The following is a 22,132-nucleotide window of genomic DNA, read 5'->3' on the forward strand; positions in this document are numbered from 1 at the left end:
GAGGCGTGTCCGCAAAATAGGTCTTCTGCTGCGGGGGGTCAGGCCAGCCCAACAGCCTGCAACAGCGAGAACAGCACGTCGCCGTAGGTGAGCGAGACGATCAGCCCGGCGAACATCGGGACGAGGAACGGAATCCCGGGCGAAATCCACACCTCGTCCTGTTCGGCGAGCACGTCCAGTCCGTCACGGAGCTGGGCCGGCGACGTGCCGTAGGCGGAGTGGTCGATGTCGTCCAGAAACCGCTCGGCACCCCACGGGTCGTCGATGGCGGCGGGACGGTCGGTCTCATCGGCCCCGGCGTCACGGTCTGCCGGTCCTTCTACGTCGTCGGCCACCGGATCGCCGCCGTCGGTCGCCAGGGAACCGTCGCCGGGGTCGTTCGGAACCGCCGGGAGGGAAGTCGGACGCCGATGGTGGTCGGGATCGGCCCGGATGTCGGCGAGCGAGCAACCGCGCCAGCGCAGGTACATCCGGAGGGCGTCGAGGTCGAGGCCGCCGCGGTCGAACCCGTCGGGCGATTCGAGCAGTCGACCGTACTCTTCAGTGACGTCGGCGGCGGCGACGGGCCGGCCGATGAACATCGCTAGGGAGAAGCGTCCCCGAGCGAGGTTGCCGGCGGCGACGGCCAGCGGATAGACGATGCCAGCAAGCACGGTGTTCGAGAGGATCGTCAGCGAGAACACGCCGATAGCGCTCTGCTGGAGCGGGAGGGCGACGGTCGACAGGTAGTACACCGGATAGACGGGAAAGAGGACGGCGGTGAGCATGAACGCCTTCGCGTCGGCCCCGCCGAACCCGCCGACGAGCCAGAAGCCGTACGACAGCGGAATGACGAAGCCGAGACTGATCGCGACTCTGATGAAGAACAGCCGCTGGCCGACCACTGTCGGGCCGGCCCAGACGGTGTAGGCGTCCCACAGCAGGAGCACGACCGCCAGCACGGCAAGCGGGGTCCAGGTCCGGTTGGGCACCCGGCGGGTTTTCACGTCGCGGTAGGCCGCCCACCCGAACACCGGGACGGCGACCAGCCGAAGCAGGTCCGGTATCGACCCAAGCACGGCTGTACGCAATACAGGGGTACCCCTAATGGTTCCGGTACGACGGCTGTCCAAGGCAGTCGCTGCTGGAAGAAGAAAGTGTAGTGCGCTGCAGGAGCCGCGTTAGATGACGCGGTTCTGCAGGTAGTCGAGGTGCTTGGCGTTGTAGACGATCTTGACCTCGTCGGCGTCCGGGCTGCCGATACAGGTCAGGCGAACGTTCTTGTCTTCGACTTCCTCGTCGCTGAGGATCTGCTGCATGTCCATGTCGATGTCGCCTTCGAGAACGATGGCGGCACAGTTCGCACAGGCACCGGCGCGGCACGAGAAGGGCCAGTCGTAGCCCTGCGCCTCGGCGGCCTCAAGGATGTACTCGCCTTCGTTCACCTCGAGGGACCCGTAGTCCTCACCGTCGAGGTCCATATCTGACGCCTCTGCGAAGACGTCGTCGTCGTACATGTCCCAGCCGTTATCGTCCACTACTTCGTAGTTAAGGTACTCTACCGTGGGCATCACCTGATTGGTTCGAACCCCGCCCTGTTAGACTTTGCCCTTCGGTTTTAGGCCGTGCAAAATAATGAGGGACAACGCGGGGATTCGTCGGAACTGACGGCATCTGTTCGGGCCGATACTGTTCAGGCGATCGGCAAAAACTTGAACACCAGATACGCCGCGAGCGTCGCAATCGACGGGACGATGTTCTGGAGGAAAATCACTCTGGCGGTGGTCCCGGGTTCGAACAGGTCCGACGCCGACGGGATGTCCTCCCGTGATTCCTCGCCGATGGGTTCGGTCTCGGCCGGCTTCGGCGTCCCCTTTTTTCCGCCGACGGTCGGCGCGTCCGCAGCCTCCGCGTCGGTGGTCAGCGCACCGACAGACGCGACGGGGGTCTCACCATGCACAGTATCGGAGATACTCGTCGTTCGCGTTGCACGGCCCCACCCGAGACCGACGATACTCATCGTGGCGATGATGACGAAACTCGCCGGAATACCCAGCGCGGAGAGGAAGGTGACGATGGTGGAGGCGACCGCCGCGACCACGATGGCGGCGACCAGCGGGAGGTCGGTCAGGTCGTTGCCGACCGTGTCCATCGTTCGGCGGGCAATGGTGAACGCACCGAGACCGATGGCCCCGCCGCCGAGCAGGATAGCCGGGTACATATCTAGCGAGCCGTTCCCCACAAGGGGGGCGACGGCGTTGGCAACGTTCGACGCGCCCGCCGAGAAAGCCATGTAACAGCCGATACCGATGACGACGACGGTCCCGACGAACTCACGCGGCGTCGTGTTCTCGCCGAGTGACGGCTGTGGAATCGAGCCGGACCGGTCGAAATCCAGTAGCGACCCCTCGCTCTGGGAGACAGCGAACCACTCGACGAGGCGCGGGTAGAAGTACCGGCCGATGACCCCGCTGACCCAGAAGGCGATGATCGGGGAAACGAGCCACCACGAGACGATTTCGAGCATCAGGGCGGCGTTTAGCGTCCCGCGAGCGAGGCCGAGACCGGCGATAGCGCCGACAGCCGTCATCGAGGTCGACGCCGGGACGCCGACCACGTTCGAGAGAAACAGCGCGACGCCGATGAAAAACAGCACGACGATGCTGATGAGCGGCGAGAAGGCGGTCTCGACGAGGTCGCTCCCGAGGCTTTCGACGACTTCCGGGCCGACGATGAGTCCCCCGGCCAGCGCGAAGATGGTCATCAGGGCCGCCGCGGACAGTTTCGAAAGCGTATCTGACCCGACTGCAGGCCCGAACGCGACACCCGTCGAAGACCCCCCGATATTGAAGCCGACGAAGATAGCCACCAGAACACCGAGGGCAAAGAGAACTTCGACCATACAGGTGCCAGTCCCTCACTGGGTTAAAACATACCGAACGGGTACTGCGCCAAGCGACGGCGACCGCCGCTACGACGACCGCTCGTCCGATCTACCCTCGTCGGTGTCGGACTTGCCACCCTCCTCCGCGAGGTGCTCGTCGTCAGCCGGCATCGTCTCCTCAACCTCCGCTGCGGTCTCCTCGACTTCGTTTGCCGTTTCCTTGGCCGCTTCAACCTCGTCGGTGACCGATTCGGCGGTCTGCTTCGCGTTGCTGGTCTTGTCTTTGACCTCGGTGGTCTTGTCTTTCACTTCTGTCGTCCGGTCTTTCGCGTCCGTCGCCTTGTCCTTGACCTGGGTCGTCTTGTCCTTCACCTCGGTCGTCTTGTCCTTGACTTCGGTCGTCTTGTCCTTGACTTCGGTCACCTTCTCGGCGGCGTCCTCGTCGCCGGTCTCGGTCGCAGTCTGTTCGACTTCGTCGGCCGTCCGCTCGACTTCGTCGGCTGTCTGCTCGACCTCGTCGACGGTCTCCTCCACTTCGTCCGCTGTCTGCTCGACCTCGCCGGCCGTCTGCTCGACTTCGTCCGCGGTCTGTTCGACATCTTCGGCAGCCTCGTCGACCGTCTCGGCGGCGTTTTCGACCTCGTCGGCGGTCGTCTCTAGCTCCTCGGCTGTCGTTTCCAGTTGCTCGGCGGCCTCTTCGAGTTCAGCGGCCTTCGTGGCGACGTCCTCGTTCGTCCGTTCGAGGACGTTCGCGAGGACGAGGAACTGTAGCAAGCCGACGACGACGAATGCCGAGATGGCGACGCTCGCGGCAGTCGCGAGCACCGACGTCGTGCCGGCACCCAGCGGCAGGACACCGAAGGAAGCCAAACCCCAGGCCAGCGCCAGGCCGACGGCGGTGACCAGTACGGCCTGTTCGAACAGCCGGTACTCGCGCTCGTACCGCCCGAACATGATTGCTTCGAGCCGACGGGCAAGCGGTGTGAGGACGAGTGTGGCAGTAACCATGGCGAACCTTCCCTATCACGGCTTAAAAGGATGCGGGTCACTGGAGGGAGACGGCCGTCCGCACGTATCGGACCGACACGCTTTCGACGGCCGCCGCCGGACCACCGGCCATGTTCCCCGAATTCGAGGTCGTCCCCGCAGTCGACATGCAGGACGGACAGGTGGTCCAGCTGGTCGGCGGCGAACGCGGCACCGAAAAGACCTACGGCGATCCGGTCGAGGCCGCTCAGCGGTGGGTCGACGCCGGCGCGCGGACGCTTCATCTCGTCGACCTCGACGGCGCGTTCGAGGGCGAGCGACAGAACGCGGCGGCCATCGACGCCGTCCTCGACGCGGTGGGTGACGACGTGGGCGTGCAACTCGGCGGCGGCATCCGGACCGCCGAGGACGCCATCTCGCTGCTCGACCGCGGGCTTGACCGCGTCATCCTCGGCACGGCGGCCGTCGAGACGCCGGAGATCGTCCGCGAAATCAGCGACGAACACCCCGGCAGTGTGCTGGTAAGCCTCGACGCGAAGGACGGCGAGGTGGTCGTCTCCGGATGGACTGAAGGCACCGGTCTGGACCCCGCGGAAGCCGCCGAGCGGTACGCCGACCTCGGGGCCGGCGGCATCCTCTTTACCGACGTGGACGTAGAAGGGCAGCTCGAAGGGGTTCGGACCGATCCGGTCCGCCGGCTGGTCGACAGCGTCGACATCCCGGTTATCGCAAGCGGCGGCGTGGCGACCATCGACGACGTGCTATCGCTACGGTCGGCCGGGGCCGCCGCCGTCGTCGTCGGCAGCGCGCTCTACGAGGGGCAGTTCACGCTCGACGCGGCGATCGACGCGCTCGCCGAGGATTAATCGAGCGGGACGAACGGCAGCGTCGCCCGCGAGTCGGCGCTGTAGGCCAGCGCGTCGGACTGGCTCACTCCCTCGGGCGTCGTCAGGTCCATGATTCGCGGGGCGTTCTCGACCGCATCCGGCTTCGCGCCGCCGAAGACGTAAGCCTCGGCTTCTTCGGCAACGGGCCGTAGCGACCCGCGGTCCTCCGACTGCACCATCGCGACGACTTCGAGGTCCGCCGCGTCCGCGCCGCCGACGGCTTCTCTGTCGAGGGAGAGCGTGACCGTCCCCGCATCTACGTCGACGGCCTCACCGAGTGAGACCGCCTCCCCGTCGTCGTCGGTCAGCGCCGCACCGCTGGCGTCGACCGCGCTCTTGGAGAAGCCGCTGATTTCGATGCGGTACTGCCACGGGGCCTCGAAGTCGACGGTCGCGCCGAGGTCGTCGAGGCTGGTCGTCGACCCGCTGTCGGCGCTCGGGTCCCGGAGCCAGAGGACGAACCACTGCGGCGAGAAGCCGCGGCTGCTGCCGAAGGCGTTGTAGAGGGTCGCCACCTCGAAGGTGAAGCGGTGGAGGCTCGGCGTCTGCTCGACAGTCACCGACTCCAGATCGAACGCGCCCGACTCGAAGTCGTCGCTGGTCGGGTAGGTGTACTCGCCGGGGCCGGTGTCGTCGCCGGACGGGTCGGCGAGTTCGGCCACCGTCGCGGGCGGCTTGACCGTCACCGTTCCGCTTGCCAGCGTCGTCCCGTCCGGGAGCGTGACCGTCACCTCGTACTCGCCAGCCGCGTCGATGCTGTAGCCGAACTCGTAGGTGGCGTCGCCTGTGTTGGGCGGGAAGCGGACGTTCTCTGTCCTGACAGTCTCGCCGCCGACGCGGAGCGTCACCGTGGTCCCGCCGATGAACGCCCCGTCGTTGCGCCCGGTGGCCCGAATGAACGGCTCCTGGATGAACACCTCGTCGCCGATGGTGACGTCGAAGTCCTGTGCTGGCCGCTCGTACGCCGGCAGATCGTTGATTTCCTGCCCCGTCGCGCGTCGGAAGCGGACGGCCGTCCCGCCGCTGCCGACCATCGACGCGAGCAGGGTCGTCCCCGGAGTGACGATTGCCTCGTCGACGCGAACGTCGGTCAGGTTCTCGTCGTAGGCCGCGTCGATGCCGTCGGCGTAGATTTCGGCGACGTACTTCGGGCCGCTGGGGCCGTTACCGTTGCCCGTGCCGTTCTTCCTGCCGTTGCCGCCGGCTTCGTTCGTCCCGTTCTTCTCGCCGTTGTCGTTCCCCGGCCCCTGTCCGTTGCTGTCCGAAGCAGGCGAGAGGAACTCCAGGGGTACGTCGACGGCGCGGCCGCCCTCGTCGGTCATCGCGCCGAGATACCATTCCTCGCCTTTCTGCCGTACAGTGACCATGTAATCGCCGATCTCGGCGTCGAGGACGCGTGTGTCGTCCCAGCCTGCGGCCGGAACGTCCTCGATGAACTGGAACGCCTCGACGGTCTCGCCGCGGATGGGCGGCGTCTCGGGTTCGGGCATCGATTCGCCGGATGCGGTGACCGCCATCGAGTCGAGGTTGAAGCCGCCGGTGTCCTCGGCGGTCAGCGAGAGGGCGAGTTCGTCCTCGTCGCCCGACAGCGAGACGGTCGTCGAGACGGTCTCCCAGACGTCCCAGTACTCGGTGGGCGGGAACGTTAGCTGGCCGGCCTCGCTGCCGTCGACCAGCACCGTCGCGGTGCGGTCGGTGTCCGGCGAAACGGCGTTCTCCTCGGCGTCGCTGGCGTACCGGAAATGAACCTCATACTCGCCCTCGCTCGCACCTTCGACAGCCCAGGAGACGGTCGCACCGGGCGCGGCGCTGTTGGGGTCGATGGCGACGTACTGCTCGCCCTGGGCGTTGGCCCAGCGGGCGGCCGTCGAGAAGCCCTCGATGTCGCCCCACTCGGCCTGGGCGACCTCGCCGACGGCGGCCGTCGACGGCTGGTCGGCCAGATAGGAACTGGGTAGGTCGGCGGCCATCTGGAGGCCGCTGAAGTACGTCGGGTACATTGCCAGTTGCTTGGCGCGGGTGGTCTCGATGCCGCCCGACCCCGAGTCCATGTCGAAGATGCCCGGCGTGTACTCGACCGGCCCGCCCAGCATCCGCGTAAACGGGAAGGTGACGTGGTGTTCGGGGCTCACGTCGCCGAAGGAGTCGTACTCCTGGCCTTTGACCCCCTCGCGGGTCATCAGGTTCGGGTAGGTCCGCCGGCGGCCGGTCGGGTGAATCGGCTCGTGAATGTCGAGCATCTGGCGGTTGGCCGCCGCGGTCTCGGCGACCAGCGTGTGGTGGTTGACCAGCACCTGATTGTGGTGATTAAAGTCGTCGCCAGCGAGGCCGCCGCTGTCCGAAACGTAGCCGTTCTTGATGGTCCGGATGCCCAGGCCCTCGTACAGCGAGAAGGCTTCGTCTAGCTGTGACTCGTAGTTCCGGAAGCCACCCGCCGTCTCGTTGTGCATCGTCATCTGTGTCGGTGGGTCGAGACTTGCCCCGTAGCTCGTGACCGCTTCGAGGTCGAAGTCCGGGTACGGCTCGGTGAAGTCGAAGGCCCTCCCGCCGCCGTCGGGATAACTCGACCAGCCTTCGTTCCAGCCCTCGATGAGGACACCGGGGATGTCGTGCTCGCTGGCGAAGTCCATGTACTGCGTGGCGCGGCCGGTCTGTGCGCCGTGGTTGCCGGAGGTCTCCCCGGTGTACTCCCAGTCGGCGCGGCCGGTTATCATCAGCCACCAGACGCCGATGAACTTCTGGGGCTCTATCCAGTCGACGCCCTGCGTGAACACCTCCTCGTCGTAGTCTTCGTTGAGGTTCACCACCAGATTCGACTCGACGAGGTCGCCGGCGCTGGTCCCCACCTGAACTGTTCGCCATGGGGTGACGTGCGGGGCCGACGCCGACACCTTGGTCCCGTCGGGCAGCGGCGCGAGCGTCGATTGGAAGGTCGTGTCACCGGCGTCCGACGGTGTGAGCGCGAGCGAGGCGTAGTCCGTGAGGTCGGCCTCGTGGACGGCGAGGTGACGGCCGTCGTCGGTTCGCATCGTCATCGGCGTGTGGACGCCGTCGAAGCCAGTGCCGTCGAGTTCGCCGGCCACCTCGCTCAGCGGCGTCTCCTCGTACTCCACCTCGAAGTTGTTGTAGTCGTTGGGAATCCACCACGAGGTGTAGTCCCCGGCGAAATTGTACTCGGTCCGCTCGGATGTGACGACGAACTGGTCGCCGAAGGGCTCCCCGAAGATGAATCGGAAGCCGACGCCGTCGTCGAACACCCGGAAGACGAGCGTCCCGAACCGCTCCGCCCCGGCCGACTCCGCGACCCCCAGCCGGAGTTCCGTGTACCGCTCGGTGATTTCGTCGTAACGGTCCCAGACCGGCGTCCAGCTGGTGTCGACCTCGGTCCGCTCGCTCCCGGTGACTGTCAGGCCAGCGGCGAAGGCATCCTGATTCCGGAACTCGAAGCCCAGTTCCGACGCCCCAATGAGCGTCGTCCCGTCGTGTGCAACCTCGTATGTTGGCACACCGTCGCTGACATCGACAGTGAGTGTGACTGTCCCGTCGGGCGACGAGACAGTCCGTGTGGCCGAGTCGTCGCCCGCTGTCACCTGTGCGGCAGCGTCGTCGGAGACGGAGACCGAGAACGCCGACGCGGCGAGGAGTGAACCAATCCCACCGAGGAACTGTCTTCGGCTCGGTTTTGATTTAGGCTGTGATCTTTCTTCAAACATCGAGTCGTTCCTGCCACGGGTCAATAATAAAAGTTCACCTAGAATTACGTACCAGTTGGTCAGTGAGGCAGTGAACACCATCGGAATATCGCGTTGCAGCCGAAATGAGGGGTGGCTGAACGCCTATCCGGCTCGCACCCATAATGTAGATATGGACCGCAACGAGGTGCGTCGCGCATGGGACAGCGTCTCTGAGACCTACGCCGAACGGCGCGACCCGAGCGGGTCGGACGCAGCCCTGCTCGACGACCTGCTCGAACGGCTCCCCGAAACGCCGACAGTCCTCGACGTGGGCTGTGGCGACGGCGCGCGAACGCTTGCGAATCTTCCGTCGAACAGCGTTGGGCTCGATTTCTCGCGTGTGGGCCTGGACCTCGCCGCCGAGACGGTGCCGGACAGCCGTCTCGTTCAGGGGGATATGACGGCGCTCCCGATTGCGACCGACGGCGTGGACGCCGTCACGGCCTACCACGCCGTCTTTCACGTCCAGCGAGACCAGCACCCGGAAGTCTACCGGGAGTTCGCCCGCGTCCTCCGGCCGGGCGGCACTGTGTTGATGACGCTGCCGAGCGGCCAGTTCGAAACCGTCCGGCGCGGCTGGATGGGCGGGTCGATGTTCTTCTCAGCACCGGGTCGGCGAACGACCCTCGACCAGTTGGCCGACGCCGGCTTCAGCGAGACGGAGACGGTCACCGCGACGGACCCCCTCGGGAGCGATAGCGAGTTCGTCTTCGCCACGCTCGACGGCGATTAGCGACCGCCTACTCCCCCAAGTCGTCGGCCGTGCTGACGTGCATCCCGACGAACTGCCACTCGCGTGCCCCACCGGTGGCTTCCAGCGTCCCGCTCCAGCGCGTGTCGTACTCGTGGCGGACCCCGGCCTCGGTGTCGAGCCAGCACAGGTCGACGGCGTCGCTGAACCATGCGTAGCCCTCGCGTTCGGTCACTCGGAGCGCACGGCTCTCGACGGTCCAGTCTCTCGTCGTCTCGGTCTGCTCCTGTAGGCCTGTCGTGGTGGCGTCAGTCCCGACCAGCTGTTCGGAGATGCCGAACTTGACGACCGAGCGGTCCGCGTCGTCGGCGAAGAAGGGACCGAGCGGCTCGCCGGCCCGGAGCGCCGCGTAGTAGGCCTCGATAGTCTCGCTTGCGTTCATGTGGTTCCGTACAGCGGCCAGGCACTTCACTGATATACCCGATGCTCTGGCTGTTCGAGACACCAGTCCCGGTTTAATTACTGCTCCTCACACCGGACCCGCAATCCTTACGCCGCGGACGGCCACACGGACGTGTATGACAGAGGCGACGGGAATCGTCGGGGAGTTCCTCACGCTCAAGGAGGGGACCGACGCGGACCTGCTGGCGATGCAGTGTGGCGACTTCTACGAGTTTTTCGACGAGGACGCCGAAATCGTCGCCGACGAACTCGACCTGAAGGTGAGCCAGAAGTCCTCCCATGGCTCGTCGTACCCGATGGCGGGGGTGCCGGTCGACGACCTGACGCCGTACGTCTCTGCGCTGGTCGAGCGGGGCTACCGGGTCGCCATCGCCGACCAGCACGAGACCGAGAACGGCCACGCCCGCGAGATAACGCGGGTCGTCACACCCGGGACGCATCTGGAGACCGGCAACGAGTCGGCGCAGTACCTCGCCGCGGTCGTCCGAGAGGCCAGCCGGGACGGCGGTGACACCTACGGCATCGCCGCGACGGACGTGACCACGGGCCAGTTCCAGGTCACGCAACTGGACGACGCCGACGCGGGCGAGGCGCTGACGGAGCTGTACACGTTCGCGCCGGCCGAGATTCTTCCCGGACCCGAACTGCGCAACGACGACGAGTTTCTGGACCGCCTTCGTGAGCGGACGGACGCGGCACTGACGCTGCACGACTCAGCATCGTTCGAGCCGGGACGGGCGAGCCACACCGTCCGCGAGCAGTTCGGGGGCGAGACGGTCGACAGCGTCGGCATCGGCGACCAGGACGTGGCGGTACAGGCCGCCGGTGCGGTGCTGTCCTACGTCGAGGACACCGGCGTCGGAACGCTGGCGGCGGTCACGCGCCTGCAAGCGTACGGCGAGCGCGACCACGTCGACCTCGACGCGACCACACAGCGCAACCTCGAACTCACCGAGACCATGCAGGGCGACAGTTCGGGGTCGCTGTTCGACACCATCGACCACACCGTCACGGCCGCCGGCGGGCGACTGCTCCAGCAGTGGCTCCAGCGACCCCGGCGCAACCGGGCCGAACTCCGGCGTCGGCAGTCCTGCGTGGCGGCGCTGTCGGAGGCGGCGATGGCCCGCGAGCGGATTCGAGAGACGCTGTCGGACGCCTACGACCTCGAACGGCTGGCCGCCCGGGCCACCTCCGGGAGTGCGGACGCGCGGGACCTGCGAGCGGTCGAGGAGACGCTGGCACTGTTGGGGCAGGTCGCCGACGCCGTCACCGAGACCGAGCGGCTGGCCGAATCGCCGCTTGCCGACGCTCTCGACGGCGCTGACCGCGAGGCGGCCGACGCGCTGGCCGCGGAACTCGACAGTGCACTGGTCGCGGACCCGCCGGGGACGGTCCGACAGGGTGGGCTGTTCAAACGGGGATTCGACGACGACCTCGACGAAATCATCGACGAGCACGAGGCCGCGCTGGAGTGGCTGGAGACGCTGCCGGACCGCGAGAAGGAGCGGACCGGCATCACCCACCTCTCGGTCGACCGGAACAAGACCGACGGCTACTACATCCAGGTCGGCAAGAGCGAGACCGACGCGGTCCCCGACGGCTACCAGCACATCAAGACGCTCAAGAACTCCAAACGCTACACGACGCCCGAACTCGACGAGAAGGAGCGGGACGTGCTCCGGTTAGAGGAACGTCGCCACGACATGGAGTACGAGCGCTTCCAGGCACTCCGAGAGCGGGTGGCCGAGCGCGCGACGCTGTTGCAGGACGTGGGCCGGGCACTCGCGGAACTGGACGCGTTCGCGTCGCTCGCGGTCCACGCCGTCGAGAACGACTGGACCCGGCCGGCGGTCGTCGAGGGCAACGAACTCTCTATCGAGGCCGGCCGCCACCCGGTCGTCGAGCAGACCACCGAGTTCGTTCCGAACGACCTCTACATGGACGACGACCGGCAGTTCCTCATCGTCACCGGGCCGAACATGAGCGGGAAGTCGACGTACATGCGTCAGGCGGCGCTCATCACGCTGCTTGCCCAGGTGGGCAGTTTCGTGCCGGCGCGGTCGGCGACGGTCGGCCTCGTGGACGGCATCTTCACCCGCGTCGGCGCGCTGGACGAACTCGCCCAGGGCCGCTCGACGTTCATGGTCGAGATGCAGGAACTGTCGAACATCCTTCACTCGGCCACCGACGAATCGCTGGTGATTCTGGACGAGGTCGGCCGCGGGACGGCTACCTTCGACGGCATCTCTATCGCCTGGGCGGCGACGGAGTACATCGTCAATTCCATTCAGTCCAAGACGCTGTTTGCCACCCACTACCACGAACTGACGGCGCTGGGCGAGGAATTGCCGACCGTCGAGAACGTCCACGTCGCGGTCGACGGCGAGCCGCGGTCCGCGGAGGGCGACGGCGACGTGACGTTCCTCCGAACGGTCCGGGACGGGCCGACCGACCGCTCCTACGGCGTCCACGTCGCCGACCTCGCTGGCGTCCCCGAGCCGGTCGTCAGTCGCTCACAGGAGGTGCTCGACCGCTTGCGCGACGACAAAGCTATCGAGATTCGGGGCAGCGAGCGGGACGACGGCGGGACGACGCAGGCCGTGTTCGACCTGGATTCGGGGCAGTTCAGGGACGGCACGGCTCAGTCGTCGAACACATCAGCCGGTTCGACGGCTGAGCCGGTCGCGACCGACGGTGACCCCGAACACGCGACCGGGGAGGCCGCGGCCGAGGCCCCTGACGGCGACGAGGCGGCAGCGTCCCTCGACCCTGAGACGGAGACCGTTCTCTCGGAGCTGACCGAACTAGATGTCAACGAGACGCCGCCGGTCGAGCTGATGGCGAAGGTACAGGAGTGGCAGGCCGAACTGGACGACGAGTAGCAGACGTCACCCGATTTTCAACGGAGATACTCACGCCCGAAAGGGTATACGGGAGTTGTCACTGCTAGAAGGCAATGACCGACCGGATCCGCGTTCTCCACGTCGACGACGACCCGGCTGTCGTCGAAGCGGCCACGAGCGCTCTGGAACAGGAGCACTGTGGCATCACGGTCGAGACAGCGACGAGCGTTGCCGACGGCATCGAACGGCTCAACAGCGACGCGTTCGACTGTGTCGTTGCCGGTTACGACCTGCCGGAGCAGACCGGCGTCGAGTTCCTCGACGCGGTCCGCAAGCGAGCGCCGGACCTGCCGTTCATCCTGTTCACCAGCGAGGGGAGCGAAGCAGCCGCCAGCAACGCGATTTCCGCCGGTGTCACCGAGTATCTCCGGGTCGACGGCGGCGCCGAGCCGTACGCACGGCTCGCACACACCGTCGTCGACGCCGTCGAACGGACAGCCGACAACATCGAACACGCACAGAACACGCGACGCGAGCGCGCTATCGAGGAGCTACACTCCACCGCCAGGGCGTTCATGCGAGCCACGACTGAGGATGCGGTTGCCCAAGTCACAGTGGACACCGCCAGAACCATCCTCAATATGCCGGCCAACGGCGTCCACTTCGCTGACGGCGACAGCCTGTATCCGGTCGCCTGGACCGAACAGGTCGAGGCGCTCATCGGCACGCCCCCGGTGTTCGAGGCCGGAGAAGCGCTCGCGTGGCAGGCTTTCGAAACCGGCGAGGCCCGGGTCCACGACGATATCACGTCGAGCCCGGACCGGTACAATCCGGAGACGGACATCCGCAGCGAGCTCATCCTTCCGCTCGGGGACCACGGCGTCCTCCTCATCGGGTCGAGCGAGGTCAGTGCGTTCGACGACACGGACGTCACACTCGCACGGACGCTCTCGGTCCACGCGACGGCGGCCCTTAACCGTCTCGACCGTGATCGCCAGCTCCGCGAGGAACGCGAGTTCATCGACCAGGCGCTGGATACGCTCGACGACCTGTTCTACGTCATCGGCACGGACGGCAGCCTTCGGCGGTGGAACGAGCGCATCCCCGAAGTCACGGGATACAGCGACGACGAAATCGGCGAGATGGCGGTCGCTGACTTCTTCCCCGATGACGAGCACGGGGCAGTCGAAGCAGCGATAGACGAGACGCGAACCACCGGCCGAGTAACTCTCGAAGCCGAGATTCTGACTGCCGATGGAGAGCGGATTCCGTACGAGTTTGCCGGCACCCGGTTGACAGACGCTGATGGAGCGGTCGCCGGGACCGTGGGTATCGGGCGGGACATCTCCCAGCGCAGGGCGTACGAACGGCGACTGGAACGGAAGAACGAGCGCCTCGACGAGTTCACCAGTATCGTCAGCCACGACCTCCGAAACCCGCTGACAGTCGCGGAGGGGAATCTGGAACTGGCCAGAACAGAACGCGACAGCGACTATCTCGACGAGGTGTCGCGTGCCCACGAGCGAATGCGAGCGCTGATAGACGACCTCCTCACCTTCGCACGCGCCGGCGAAACGGCGACCGACCTCGAATCCGTCACGCTCGCGAACATCGTCGAGGAGTGCTGGCAGACCGTCGAGGGGGACCGGGCGACGCTCGTCGTCGAGACCGACCGTCAGATCCGGGCTGATACGGCGAAACTCCGCCGGCTGGTGTCGAACCTCCTCCGGAACAGCGTGGAACACGGATCCACGCGCGCTCAGGCACCGTCCGACCGCACCGCGGAACACGACGAGGAGAAGCTAACTGTGCGGGTCGGGACAGTCGAAGACACGGATCGGCACGGTTTCTACGTCGCCGACGACGGGCCGGGCATTCCATCGGAGGACCGCGAACAGGTGTTCGAGGGGGGCTACTCGACCGGCGAGAACGGGACCGGGTTCGGGCTCAAAATCGTCAAGCGGATCGCCGAGGTCCACGGGTGGACGGTCACAGCCACCGAGAGCGAGGCCGGCGGCGCGCGGTTCGAGGTAACGGGGCTCGAACCTGCCTGAGCAGGCAGACCAGTCGCCGAGTGTGGGCCAGCGACATCTGCGGCAGGCCCACTGCGGGACGTGACTGGCCTTTTGGTTCTGAAGCCCTCAGTATGGGTAATGTCATCCCAGCGCCCTCCCCGGCGGGGCTCGCGGCCCGCCGAGCAGTCGGCTGCGCCGAGGGACGGAGCGACGCCCGCACTCGCCGTCGAGGGGTTGTCAAAGCAGTTCGGCAGCGGTTCGGACGCGGTGACGGCCGTCGACGACGTGTCGTTTCACATCGAGCAAGGCACCGTTGTCGGCCTGCTGGGACCCAACGGGGCGGGCAAGACAACGACGATAAAATCGATTCTCGGGCTGGTGTTGCCGGACGCCGGCAGTATTCAGGTCCAGGGCATCGACATGAGCGAGAACCCGCGGGCAGCCTACCGCCACGTCGACGGGATGCTCGAAGGGGCGCGAAACGACTACTGGCGGCTGACCGTCCGGGAGAACCTGCGCTATTTCTCGACCATCAAGGGCGTCAAGCCGGATGCCGTCGCCGACCGTCACGAGCGGCTGCTGGCGAAACTCGACCTCCTGGAGAAGGCCGACGAGCCGGTCCGGGACCTCTCCCGCGGAATGAAACAGAAGGTGTCGCTGGCGAGTGTGCTGGCCAGCGAGTCCGATCTGGTGTTTCTCGACGAGCCGACGCTTGGACTCGACGTGGAAAGCTCGCTGACGCTGCGTCGGGAACTGCGCCGCATCGTCGACGAGCGCGACCTCACGGCCGTCGTCAGCAGCCACGACATGGACGTCATCGAGGACGTCTGCGACCGGGTCATCATCATGAACGAGGGAGAGATCATCGCCGACGACAACGTGGCGGCCGTCCTCGACCAGTTCACCGCGAACGCGTTCGCCGTCACCAGTCCCGACATCACCGACGACCTGCTTGCGACCATCCGGGAGCGCTTCGAGGTGGCCGACGTGACGAGCGTCGAGCGGGGCCGGCGCGTCGAGGTAGCGACCGACAGCGACGGGTTCTACCGCCTGCTTGCGCTGTGTCGCGACCACGACGTGACGCTTGCCGCTGTCGGCACGGTCGAACCGGACCTGGAGGACGTGTTCGTCGAAATCACGGGCCAGGAACGATGAGGGAGGGGGAGCCAGACAGATGACTGCGAGCGCCGACACGCACGCGGGCGACAGTGACGGCAGCGATACCCCGACAGTCGATGCCGCCATGCAGGCGGGCTATCTCGACCTCGCGCGGGCGGTGCTGTACCGCGAGTACCTCATCTTCGTCCGCTATCCGGCCAACGCCGTCGGCGGCATCGTCATCTCGGTGTTCTTCTTCGGCCTGCTGTTCTACGGCGGCCGGATGCTGGCCGGGCAGGCGATAACCGACTCCATCGAGGGCATCATCGTCGGCTACTTCCTGTGGTCGCTTTCCGTCGGCGCGTACCAGTCCATCTCGAACGACATCGGAAGCGAGGCCCAGTGGGGCACGCTCGAACGCCACGTCATGACGCCGTTTGGCTTCGCGCCGGTCGCGTTCTGCAAGGGCGTCGCGAAGGTCGTCCGGACGTTCATCACCTCGACGGTGGTGCTGGCGGTGATGCTTGCGATTACCGGGACGACGCTCCAGTTGAACGTCCTGACCGTCGGCGTCGTCGCGTCGCTGACCATCGCGTCGGTGCTTGGTCTGGGATTCGCTGCCGGCGGCGTCGCGGTGCTGTACAAGCGCATCGGGAACTGGCTCAATCTGCTCCAGTTCGGGTTCATTATCCTCATCTCCGCGCCCGTGTTCGAACTCGGCTGGACGCGGGTACTGCCGCTGGCCCACGGGAGCGCGCTCCTCCAGCGGGCGATGGTCGACGGGACCCGACTCTGGCAGTTCTCGGCCATCGACCTCGGGCTCCTGGTCGGCGTTCCGGCCGGCTACGTCCTGCTGGGGTACGTCGTGTTCCAGTACACGACCCGTCGGGCCAGACGACTCGGCGTACTCGGCGACTACTGACTTCGGTAGACAGGAGGTTTTACTTGAGGTGCCGGTTATGTGATAGGTAACACTCTCGCTCGGGCTACGCACACAGCGTCGGGCGGTCCTCTGCCCTGCACCCCACAAATGGTCACTCGATATCTCTCATCGGAACGGCTGGTGCCCACCATTGCGACAGTGGTCGTCGTTGGTGTGCTGGCTGTTGCGACGTGGTCGCTCGTGTTCGCGAGTGACGGCGCCGCCGACCAACCCCAGATCGACAGGGACGTACAGCAACGCTACGAGTCGATAGACGGTGTCAGCGCGACCCAGACGACGATAGTCTCACAGAACGGGACAGTTACGAGCAGAACAACCTACGACGCGACGCTCCAACCGGGGACCCAGAAGAGACGGCTCGTACTCGTCAACAGTACGTCACAGGCGAATGACGTGCGGATCTCGGACGGGTCAACGCTGTGGCTGTACAACGACAGTCGTGGAAGGGCGACACGAATACCCCTCTCCGAGACTGAGTCCGACAGAGGTGAGCGGCTACAGCGCCTCTTCACGAAACTCGACGAGTCGACAGCGGACCCCCGGTCAGTTGAACCACTACCCGTTGTCCCTCGAGGCGAGCGACGGCCGGTCAACTCAACCGAGGGGATGACCGTCAGCTACCGGGGCACGGAGCCGGTTGACGGCCGCGAAGCGTACGTCGTCCATGTGACGCCGAGAAACGGGACAAAAGCATACGAGCAAACCGTCTGGGTCGACACACAGCGGTTTTTCCCGGCCAAGCAGCGGACTGCCTGGACGGCAGACGAGAAGCACACAGTCGTGACGACGAGGTTTGCGAACGTCACCTACGACACCGGAGTTCCCCATGACGAGTTTGCCCCCGACTTCCCGGACGACACAGCAGTCAGCGTTCCGGAACCATCAGATAGGAGGTTTTACCTGCGCTGCCAGTTATGTGCTACATAATATTGTCGTTCAGACAGACCGAACGCAGTCGGGCAGTTCCCCACACCCGGTAACCTGACATATGGCCACTCGACACCTCACATCGGAACGACTGGTCCTCACCGTCGCGACGGTCGTCGTCGTTGGTGTACTGGCTGTTGCGATCTGGTCGCTTGCGTTCGCGAGTACCGGAACCGCTGATCAGCCCCAGATCGACGCGGACGTACAACAACGCTACCAGTCGATAGACGGCGTGAACGCGACACAGACGACGACAATCACCCGGAACGGGACAGTTGCGAGCCGGACGACCTACGATGCCGCGCTCCGGCCGGGGACCCAGAAGAAACGGCTGGCGGTCGTCAACAGCACCGTCGAGCGATACGACCGCCGGGTGTCGAACGGGTCGATGCTGTGGCTGTACGACCAGCGCCGCGCGAAGGCGACACGCATCTCTCTCAGCAGAACCGATTCAGACCAGGGTGAGCGGCTGCAGCGTCTGTTTGCGAATCTCAACATGGAGACGACAACCAACACGACGACCGACTCACCGTCGGTTGAGCCGCTGCCCGTCGTTCCCCGCGGCGAGCAGCGGCCGACCGTCTCTGCCGGCTCGATGAGCGTCAGTTATCGCGGTACTGAATCAATCGACGGGCGTGACGCCTACGTCATTCATGTGGCACCGAAAGACGACACAGCGGCCTACGAGCAGACGGTCTGGGTGGACACAGAACAGTTCTTCCCGGTGAGAAAGCGCACTGCGTGGACAGCCGACGGTGAGCGAACAGTCGTGACGACGACGCACACGAACGTCACCTACGACACCGGTGTGTCCGAGGACGTGTTTACCCCCAACTTCCCCGACAACACGACTGTCACTGTCCCAGAGACGCCCGAAAGACAGACCTACGAGTCGGTCGGTGCGCTCGAAGCCGACACCGAGATCCAGGTTCCGGAGCCCGACATCCCGCCGGGGTACGAACTGACCTATGCGACGCAGACGCGGGGGCGGATCCACAGCGTCGGCCTCCGCTACATGAACCGGACCAGTCTCATCACTGTCGGCAAATACGACCGGCCCGCTAACAGGGACAGCGCCAGCGGAGCGGTGACAATCGACGGGCAACCGGCACAGGTCAGCTATGGACTGACAACCTCAGTTTCGTGGAGCTGTGAGCGCTACCGATACACCGTTCGCGGTGAGGGCGTGTCCGCGGACCGACTCGTCACGGTCGGCCAGTCAATCGGCTGTCCCGGCGGCGAGTGAGCACCCTCGCTGGCATATCAAGCCGCCGTTTTCTGGGCCAGAAGTTCGACTGCACGTTATATTATGGAACCGCTCCTCAATTCGAGTGCAGCGGCCCTGACAACACCGTGCCACCAGCGCCCTCCGGCAATAGCCGCTGTCTGTCCACCATACTGCCCTATGGTTCCCCAGGGCCGCCACCCTGGGGGGAATGTGGGCCAGGCCGCCCGCGAACTGGTCCCCTACCTCGCCCCACCTTCGCCCAAGGGCGGTGCCCTGACCCCGCCGGTCTCCGCTGACACTGCGCCCTTCTCTGACGCGGCTGACTTCTGACTCGGAAACTGACGGGACCTTTTATTCGGGGACGGGACGTTGGTCCAGTACGTGAGTGAGGACCCGGCCGTGGGCGACATCCTCGACCTGCTCAGTGACGAGTACGCCCGGGACATCCTCGCAGCAACGAGTGTCAAACCCATGTCCGCGAAACAGCTCGCCGACCAGTGTGAGATGTCACAACCGACCGTGTACAGACGGGTCGAGTGGCTTCAGGAGTACGGCCTCATCGAGGAACAGACCCAGATAGAAACGGGCGGCAACGACTACAGCGTGTTCGCTGCCACGCTCTCGGAGTTCTCGCTGGCGCTTGCTGACGGTGACTTCGAAACCGATATCGAGCGGACCGAACCGCCGGCGTTCCCGGGACAGGACGAACAGGACACCGCGGACCGATTCACAAAAATGTGGGAGAATCTCTGATATGGTCGCCATCGAGACGCTGATGGACTGGCTCATCACCGCCCTGGCGTTTGGCTCGACAGTACTGGGTGGGTACGTCGGCTACCAGGCCTACCGGGGGTATCGCCGGCACAACAGCCGCGCGATGCAGTACCTCTCAGTCGGGCTGTTCTGCCTCACGGCGGTGGCCTTCGTGGTCGCGTTCGCCGGCTCAGTCCTCCTTCGTCAGGGTCTGCTCTCCAGTCAGTTCCAGCAACCGCTGACACTCGTCACTCGCGCCTTCCAGTTCGTCGGCGTCCTCTTTATCGCGTACTCGCTCCACTCCCGGGAGTGAGAGTCGGAATGTGTGTGGCGAATCACAGCCGTCCCGAACCGCTGAAGGGTCTCAGGCGGAAAGGATACGTATGACGCAGACACCGGAGGGACGGCCGACGGTCCGCATCGACGGGGCTGACCCGATATTGCTCCCCTGGGACGTTGCACCCGAAACGCTCCCGTTCGATATCGTCCGCGGGCCGGTCGCGTTCGAGTGTGCCTCCGGCGACCGGATCGAACGCGAATATACCGGCGTCGCCGTATTCGACCTGCTGGAGGCGGCGGCGATGCCCGGCGATACGACCCACGTCCAGTTCGAATCGGCGAACGGCGACCTGGCGTGTATCCCGCTCGCCGACCTCAACGGTGCGGTGCTCGCGCTGGGCGACGGCCCCGGAACCGAGCCGGGACGACCGCGGTTCGTCTCGCCACACATCCTTGGCCCGCGGACGGTCAAGAACGTCTGCCGGCTGCGGCCGCGGGCGCTCGCCGCCAGCGCTGACCGCGAGGCCTACGAGCGGCTCCCGCTGGACGACTGACGCTGACCGACGGACTACTCCAGCAGACCGATGTCCTTCGCCAGACGGTCGGCGAGTTCTTCCAGCACATCGGGGTCGACCTCGGCGACCGGCTCACCGTCGTGAAGCTGTTCGTTGTGGCGCGCGACGGCGTCCTCGACATCCTCGAACGCGACCGACGTTCGCGTCCCACACTCCTCGCAAACGACCGGAATCTCGGGCTGGTCGGCTGTCATTGGCGGCAGTTTACCTCGCTCCCCGATAAACGGACCGGAGCGTCCGCCGGGCACAGGCTGACAGTCACTCCAGCACGCTCTTGGGCCGTTTGAGGTAGAACGCCTGCTCGGTGACGCGTTCGTAGACGGCATACAGCGTCTCGACGGCGTCCGGGTCGGGGTCGAACTGCAGGTGCGGGGCCATGTGGTACGCCTTGCAGCTTGTCAGGAAGAAGTACAGCGTCCGGTGGTGGGCCGGCGTCGCGTCGACGACGCCCATCGACTGCCCGCCCAGGTCGTCCGAAAAGTCGTTGAGAAGACCGGCGATATCGTCGTGCAGTTGCTCGTCGGGCCGTGTGAGCGGCGCACCGAGCGTCTGCTGGAGGAACTCGCTGGTCGCCCGCAGAAACGGGTTCGAGTCCATGCCTGTCGGGTCCACAGCACTGAAGGCGTCGTACAGGTCGAGCAGCGCCGTCAGTTCGTCGTCGGTCAGCGCGATGGGTTTGACGGGGTCGCCCTGCGGGAGCGAGTAGTCCGGGAAGGAGTACGACTGCGGGTCCGGCACCTGCCCGAACACGGTATCGAGACTCATGGTTGTAATTCGGCGGGGAGACGCCTAATTGTTGGGTAGTGAAGGGGGAACGAGACGCCAGAGCGGCCCCACCAGAACACATATCAAATCGTGTGCGGATATCTGAGCCGATGCCCTCCACCAATCGCACAATCGCTGCACAGCGACGCCTCGAACCGGGAGCACTGCGTGGACCACGGTCAGTACCAAACGAACACTCCAGTCCGGCGCGGGACCGCAACTGATGCCGACGTTCACCGTCCGACTGGCCGATGGCTGGAAGAGAGCGGGCGATCACATGTCGTTAATCTTGGTCCCGATACTGCTGGCGGTCATGCAGACGGATAGTATCCGGCAAGTACTCACCTACGACGGGGTCCACTTCGGTATCAAGTTCGGCGTCCCCGCGTCCGTCGTGACCATCTGGCAGTTCGTTGACCCGCCCAGTACCGGCGTGTCGGTGAACGCCGGCCTCCCGCTATCGCTTCCGTTCGCCGTGGTGGTCGTCCCGTTGGCGGTCCTCTTGCGGGCCGGCCTGAGCGCGGGCTATTTTGGCGCTATCGCCGCGCATCTCGTCGGCCGCGACGACGACTTCGCTACCAGCGTCCGGACCTATTTCCTCCCGTTTCTCGCGATAACCGTGTTGCCGTATCTGTTCGTTGTGCCGTTCGCGCTGGGCGCAGTCGGCGTCGGAGGGGTCGGTGGCGGTGGCGCGGTTCTCGGGGTAATCGTCATCCTCGTGCCGCTGCTGCTGGCCGTCGGATATCTGTTCTGGGCCACGCCGTATCTGATCGTGTTGCGCGAAACCGGCCTGCTGGCGGCGGCTCGGGGCTCGTACGAACTGGCTGTCGACGGTGGAGCCTACCTCGCCTACACAGTCGGCTACGCGGGACTCGTTTTGCTCGTCTCAGCGGTGGCGACCGCTGTCGTCGTCAACGTCCCCGCGGTCGGCCTCCCCATGGGGATCGTGGGCGGCGGACTGCTGGGGCTCGTACTCAATATCACGACGATGCGGTTCGTCGCGGATGTCGACCCGCAGTCACCGTCGGCTGGCGAGTGGCCCGAACGGCACCGCAGCGGCAAAGCCGCGGTCAACACGTAGG

At 65.6% G+C, this 22,132-nt stretch carries 20 protein-coding genes; 12 read left to right on the forward strand and 8 right to left on the reverse strand.

Annotated elements, in window-relative coordinates; translation table 11 throughout:
- Nucleotides 1–38: 38 nt before the first annotated feature.
- The 4 genes from VI340_RS14115 to VI340_RS14130 form a co-directional block, all read right to left on the reverse strand.
- Complete coding sequence (locus VI340_RS14115; protein WP_336358584.1) at nt 39–1,058, reverse strand: A24 family peptidase; 1,020 nt, start codon at nt 1,056–1,058, stop codon at nt 39–41.
- 102 nt (nt 1,059–1,160) lie between these two features.
- Nucleotides 1,161–1,550 carry a ferredoxin Fer1 gene (fer1, locus tag VI340_RS14120; protein WP_004590522.1) on the reverse strand — a complete coding sequence of 130 codons (390 nt, stop codon included), beginning with the start codon at nt 1,548–1,550 and terminating at the stop codon, nt 1,161–1,163.
- Nucleotides 1,551–1,672: 122 nt separating this feature from the next.
- On the reverse strand, nt 1,673–2,881 hold the full coding sequence (locus tag VI340_RS14125) for an inorganic phosphate transporter (RefSeq protein ID WP_008307357.1): 1,209 nt from the start codon (nt 2,879–2,881) through the stop codon (nt 1,673–1,675).
- Nucleotides 2,882–2,950: 69 nt separating this feature from the next.
- Entirely contained in the window at nt 2,951–3,871 is a 921-nt protein-coding gene (locus VI340_RS14130) for a hypothetical protein (protein ID WP_336358585.1), read from the reverse strand.
- Nucleotides 3,872–3,981: 110 nt separating this feature from the next.
- Between VI340_RS14130 and hisA the strand changes: the two genes are divergently transcribed.
- On the forward strand, nt 3,982–4,716 hold the full coding sequence (gene hisA, locus VI340_RS14135; RefSeq protein ID WP_008307352.1) for a 1-(5-phosphoribosyl)-5-[(5-phosphoribosylamino)methylideneamino]imidazole-4-carboxamide isomerase: 735 nt from the start codon (nt 3,982–3,984) through the stop codon (nt 4,714–4,716).
- Here hisA and VI340_RS14140 read toward each other — a convergent pair.
- Nucleotides 4,713–8,450, reverse strand: a complete 3,738-nt coding sequence (locus tag VI340_RS14140) for a glycoside hydrolase family 97 catalytic domain-containing protein (protein ID WP_336358586.1) — start codon at nt 8,448–8,450, stop codon at nt 4,713–4,715. The genes hisA and VI340_RS14140 overlap by 4 nt on opposite strands.
- 151 nt (nt 8,451–8,601) lie before the next feature.
- Here VI340_RS14140 and VI340_RS14145 point away from each other — a divergent pair, with 151 nt between their 5' ends.
- Nucleotides 8,602–9,204 carry a class I SAM-dependent methyltransferase gene (locus tag VI340_RS14145; protein ID WP_008307349.1) on the forward strand — a complete coding sequence of 201 codons (603 nt, stop codon included), beginning with the start codon at nt 8,602–8,604 and terminating at the stop codon, nt 9,202–9,204.
- A gap of 7 nt (nt 9,205–9,211) precedes the next feature.
- Here VI340_RS14145 and VI340_RS14150 read toward each other — a convergent pair whose 3' ends face one another.
- Nucleotides 9,212–9,604: a nuclear transport factor 2 family protein gene (locus VI340_RS14150; RefSeq protein WP_336358587.1), complete on the reverse strand. Its 393-nt coding sequence runs from the start codon at nt 9,602–9,604 to the stop codon at nt 9,212–9,214.
- A gap of 136 nt (nt 9,605–9,740) precedes the next feature.
- Here VI340_RS14150 and mutS point away from each other — a divergent pair, with 136 nt between their 5' ends.
- The 9 genes from mutS to VI340_RS14195 all read left to right on the forward strand — a co-directional run bounded on the left by mutS (nt 9,741) and on the right by VI340_RS14195 (nt 20,264).
- Nucleotides 9,741–12,506 carry a DNA mismatch repair protein MutS gene (mutS, locus tag VI340_RS14155; protein WP_336358588.1) on the forward strand — a complete coding sequence of 922 codons (2,766 nt, stop codon included), beginning with the start codon at nt 9,741–9,743 and terminating at the stop codon, nt 12,504–12,506.
- Nucleotides 12,507–12,580: 74 nt separating this feature from the next.
- Complete coding sequence (locus VI340_RS14160; protein WP_336358589.1) at nt 12,581–14,521, forward strand: hybrid sensor histidine kinase/response regulator; 1,941 nt, start codon at nt 12,581–12,583, stop codon at nt 14,519–14,521.
- A gap of 99 nt (nt 14,522–14,620) precedes the next feature.
- Nucleotides 14,621–15,637: an ABC transporter ATP-binding protein gene (locus VI340_RS14165; protein ID WP_336358590.1), complete on the forward strand. Its 1,017-nt coding sequence runs from the start codon at nt 14,621–14,623 to the stop codon at nt 15,635–15,637.
- Between the two features lie 19 nt (nt 15,638–15,656).
- Nucleotides 15,657–16,502 (forward strand): ABC transporter permease, encoded by an 846-nt coding sequence (locus tag VI340_RS14170; RefSeq protein ID WP_336358591.1) that lies wholly within the window; start codon nt 15,657–15,659, stop codon nt 16,500–16,502.
- Nucleotides 16,503–16,643: 141 nt separating this feature from the next.
- Complete coding sequence (locus VI340_RS14175; RefSeq protein ID WP_336358592.1) at nt 16,644–17,450, forward strand: LolA family protein; 807 nt, start codon at nt 16,644–16,646, stop codon at nt 17,448–17,450.
- A 61-nt stretch (nt 17,451–17,511) separates the two neighbouring features.
- The gene (locus VI340_RS14180) at nt 17,512–18,696 is read left to right on the forward strand and encodes a LolA family protein (RefSeq protein ID WP_336358593.1); all 1,185 of its coding nucleotides are present in this window, start codon (nt 17,512–17,514) and stop codon (nt 18,694–18,696) included.
- Nucleotides 18,697–19,059: 363 nt separating this feature from the next.
- Nucleotides 19,060–19,431, forward strand: coding sequence for an ArsR/SmtB family transcription factor (locus tag VI340_RS14185; protein ID WP_165353772.1), 372 nt, complete (start codon nt 19,060–19,062; stop codon nt 19,429–19,431).
- 1 nt (nt 19,432) lies between these two features.
- The gene (locus VI340_RS14190; protein WP_008307336.1) at nt 19,433–19,744 is read left to right on the forward strand and encodes a DUF7521 family protein; all 312 of its coding nucleotides are present in this window, start codon (nt 19,433–19,435) and stop codon (nt 19,742–19,744) included.
- Nucleotides 19,745–19,814: 70 nt separating this feature from the next.
- Nucleotides 19,815–20,264 carry a hypothetical protein gene (locus VI340_RS14195; protein ID WP_336358594.1) on the forward strand — a complete coding sequence of 150 codons (450 nt, stop codon included), beginning with the start codon at nt 19,815–19,817 and terminating at the stop codon, nt 20,262–20,264.
- A 14-nt stretch (nt 20,265–20,278) separates the two neighbouring features.
- Here the strand turns inward: VI340_RS14195 and VI340_RS14200 are convergent, their stop codons facing one another.
- Both VI340_RS14200 and VI340_RS14205 read right to left on the reverse strand, forming a co-directional pair.
- The gene (locus tag VI340_RS14200; RefSeq protein ID WP_008307333.1) at nt 20,279–20,479 is read right to left on the reverse strand and encodes a hypothetical protein; all 201 of its coding nucleotides are present in this window, start codon (nt 20,477–20,479) and stop codon (nt 20,279–20,281) included.
- 64 nt (nt 20,480–20,543) lie between these two features.
- Nucleotides 20,544–21,050 carry a hypothetical protein gene (locus VI340_RS14205; RefSeq protein ID WP_008307332.1) on the reverse strand — a complete coding sequence of 169 codons (507 nt, stop codon included), beginning with the start codon at nt 21,048–21,050 and terminating at the stop codon, nt 20,544–20,546.
- Between the two features lie 277 nt (nt 21,051–21,327).
- Between VI340_RS14205 and VI340_RS14210 the strand changes: the two genes are divergently transcribed.
- The gene (locus tag VI340_RS14210) at nt 21,328–22,131 is read left to right on the forward strand and encodes a hypothetical protein (RefSeq protein WP_336358595.1); all 804 of its coding nucleotides are present in this window, start codon (nt 21,328–21,330) and stop codon (nt 22,129–22,131) included.
- Nucleotide 22,132: the final 1 nt, after the last annotated feature.

It is taken from the genome of Haloarcula sp. CGMCC 1.6347, from assembly GCF_037078395.1.
Classification (GTDB): domain Archaea; phylum Halobacteriota; class Halobacteria; order Halobacteriales; family Haloarculaceae; genus Haloarcula; species Haloarcula amylolytica.

What these genes read in the sequence shown, in the direction of transcription:
- VI340_RS14170 (WP_336358591.1), top strand. Translation starts at nt 15,657, where the DNA reads ATGACTGCGAGCGCCGACACGCACGCGGGCGACAGTGACGGCAGCGAT.
- VI340_RS14205 (WP_008307332.1), bottom strand. Translation starts at nt 21,050, where the DNA reads ATGAGTCTCGATACCGTGTTCGGGCAGGTGCCGGACCCGCAGTCGTAC.
- VI340_RS14165 (WP_336358590.1), top strand. Translation starts at nt 14,621, where the DNA reads ATGTCATCCCAGCGCCCTCCCCGGCGGGGCTCGCGGCCCGCCGAGCAG.
- mutS (WP_336358588.1), top strand. Translation starts at nt 9,741, where the DNA reads ATGACAGAGGCGACGGGAATCGTCGGGGAGTTCCTCACGCTCAAGGAG.
- VI340_RS14180 (WP_336358593.1), top strand. Translation starts at nt 17,512, where the DNA reads ATGGCCACTCGACACCTCACATCGGAACGACTGGTCCTCACCGTCGCG.
- VI340_RS14200 (WP_008307333.1), bottom strand. Translation starts at nt 20,479, where the DNA reads ATGACAGCCGACCAGCCCGAGATTCCGGTCGTTTGCGAGGAGTGTGGG.
- VI340_RS14140 (WP_336358586.1), bottom strand. Translation starts at nt 8,450, where the DNA reads ATGTTTGAAGAAAGATCACAGCCTAAATCAAAACCGAGCCGAAGACAG.
- VI340_RS14195 (WP_336358594.1), top strand. Translation starts at nt 19,815, where the DNA reads ATGACGCAGACACCGGAGGGACGGCCGACGGTCCGCATCGACGGGGCT.
- VI340_RS14130 (WP_336358585.1), bottom strand. Translation starts at nt 3,871, where the DNA reads ATGGTTACTGCCACACTCGTCCTCACACCGCTTGCCCGTCGGCTCGAA.
- VI340_RS14145 (WP_008307349.1), top strand. Translation starts at nt 8,602, where the DNA reads ATGGACCGCAACGAGGTGCGTCGCGCATGGGACAGCGTCTCTGAGACC.
- VI340_RS14190 (WP_008307336.1), top strand. Translation starts at nt 19,433, where the DNA reads ATGGTCGCCATCGAGACGCTGATGGACTGGCTCATCACCGCCCTGGCG.
- VI340_RS14210 (WP_336358595.1), top strand. Translation starts at nt 21,328, where the DNA reads ATGTCGTTAATCTTGGTCCCGATACTGCTGGCGGTCATGCAGACGGAT.
- fer1 (WP_004590522.1), bottom strand. Translation starts at nt 1,550, where the DNA reads ATGCCCACGGTAGAGTACCTTAACTACGAAGTAGTGGACGATAACGGC.
- VI340_RS14125 (WP_008307357.1), bottom strand. Translation starts at nt 2,881, where the DNA reads ATGGTCGAAGTTCTCTTTGCCCTCGGTGTTCTGGTGGCTATCTTCGTC.
- VI340_RS14150 (WP_336358587.1), bottom strand. Translation starts at nt 9,604, where the DNA reads ATGAACGCAAGCGAGACTATCGAGGCCTACTACGCGGCGCTCCGGGCC.
- hisA (WP_008307352.1), top strand. Translation starts at nt 3,982, where the DNA reads ATGTTCCCCGAATTCGAGGTCGTCCCCGCAGTCGACATGCAGGACGGA.
- VI340_RS14160 (WP_336358589.1), top strand. Translation starts at nt 12,581, where the DNA reads ATGACCGACCGGATCCGCGTTCTCCACGTCGACGACGACCCGGCTGTC.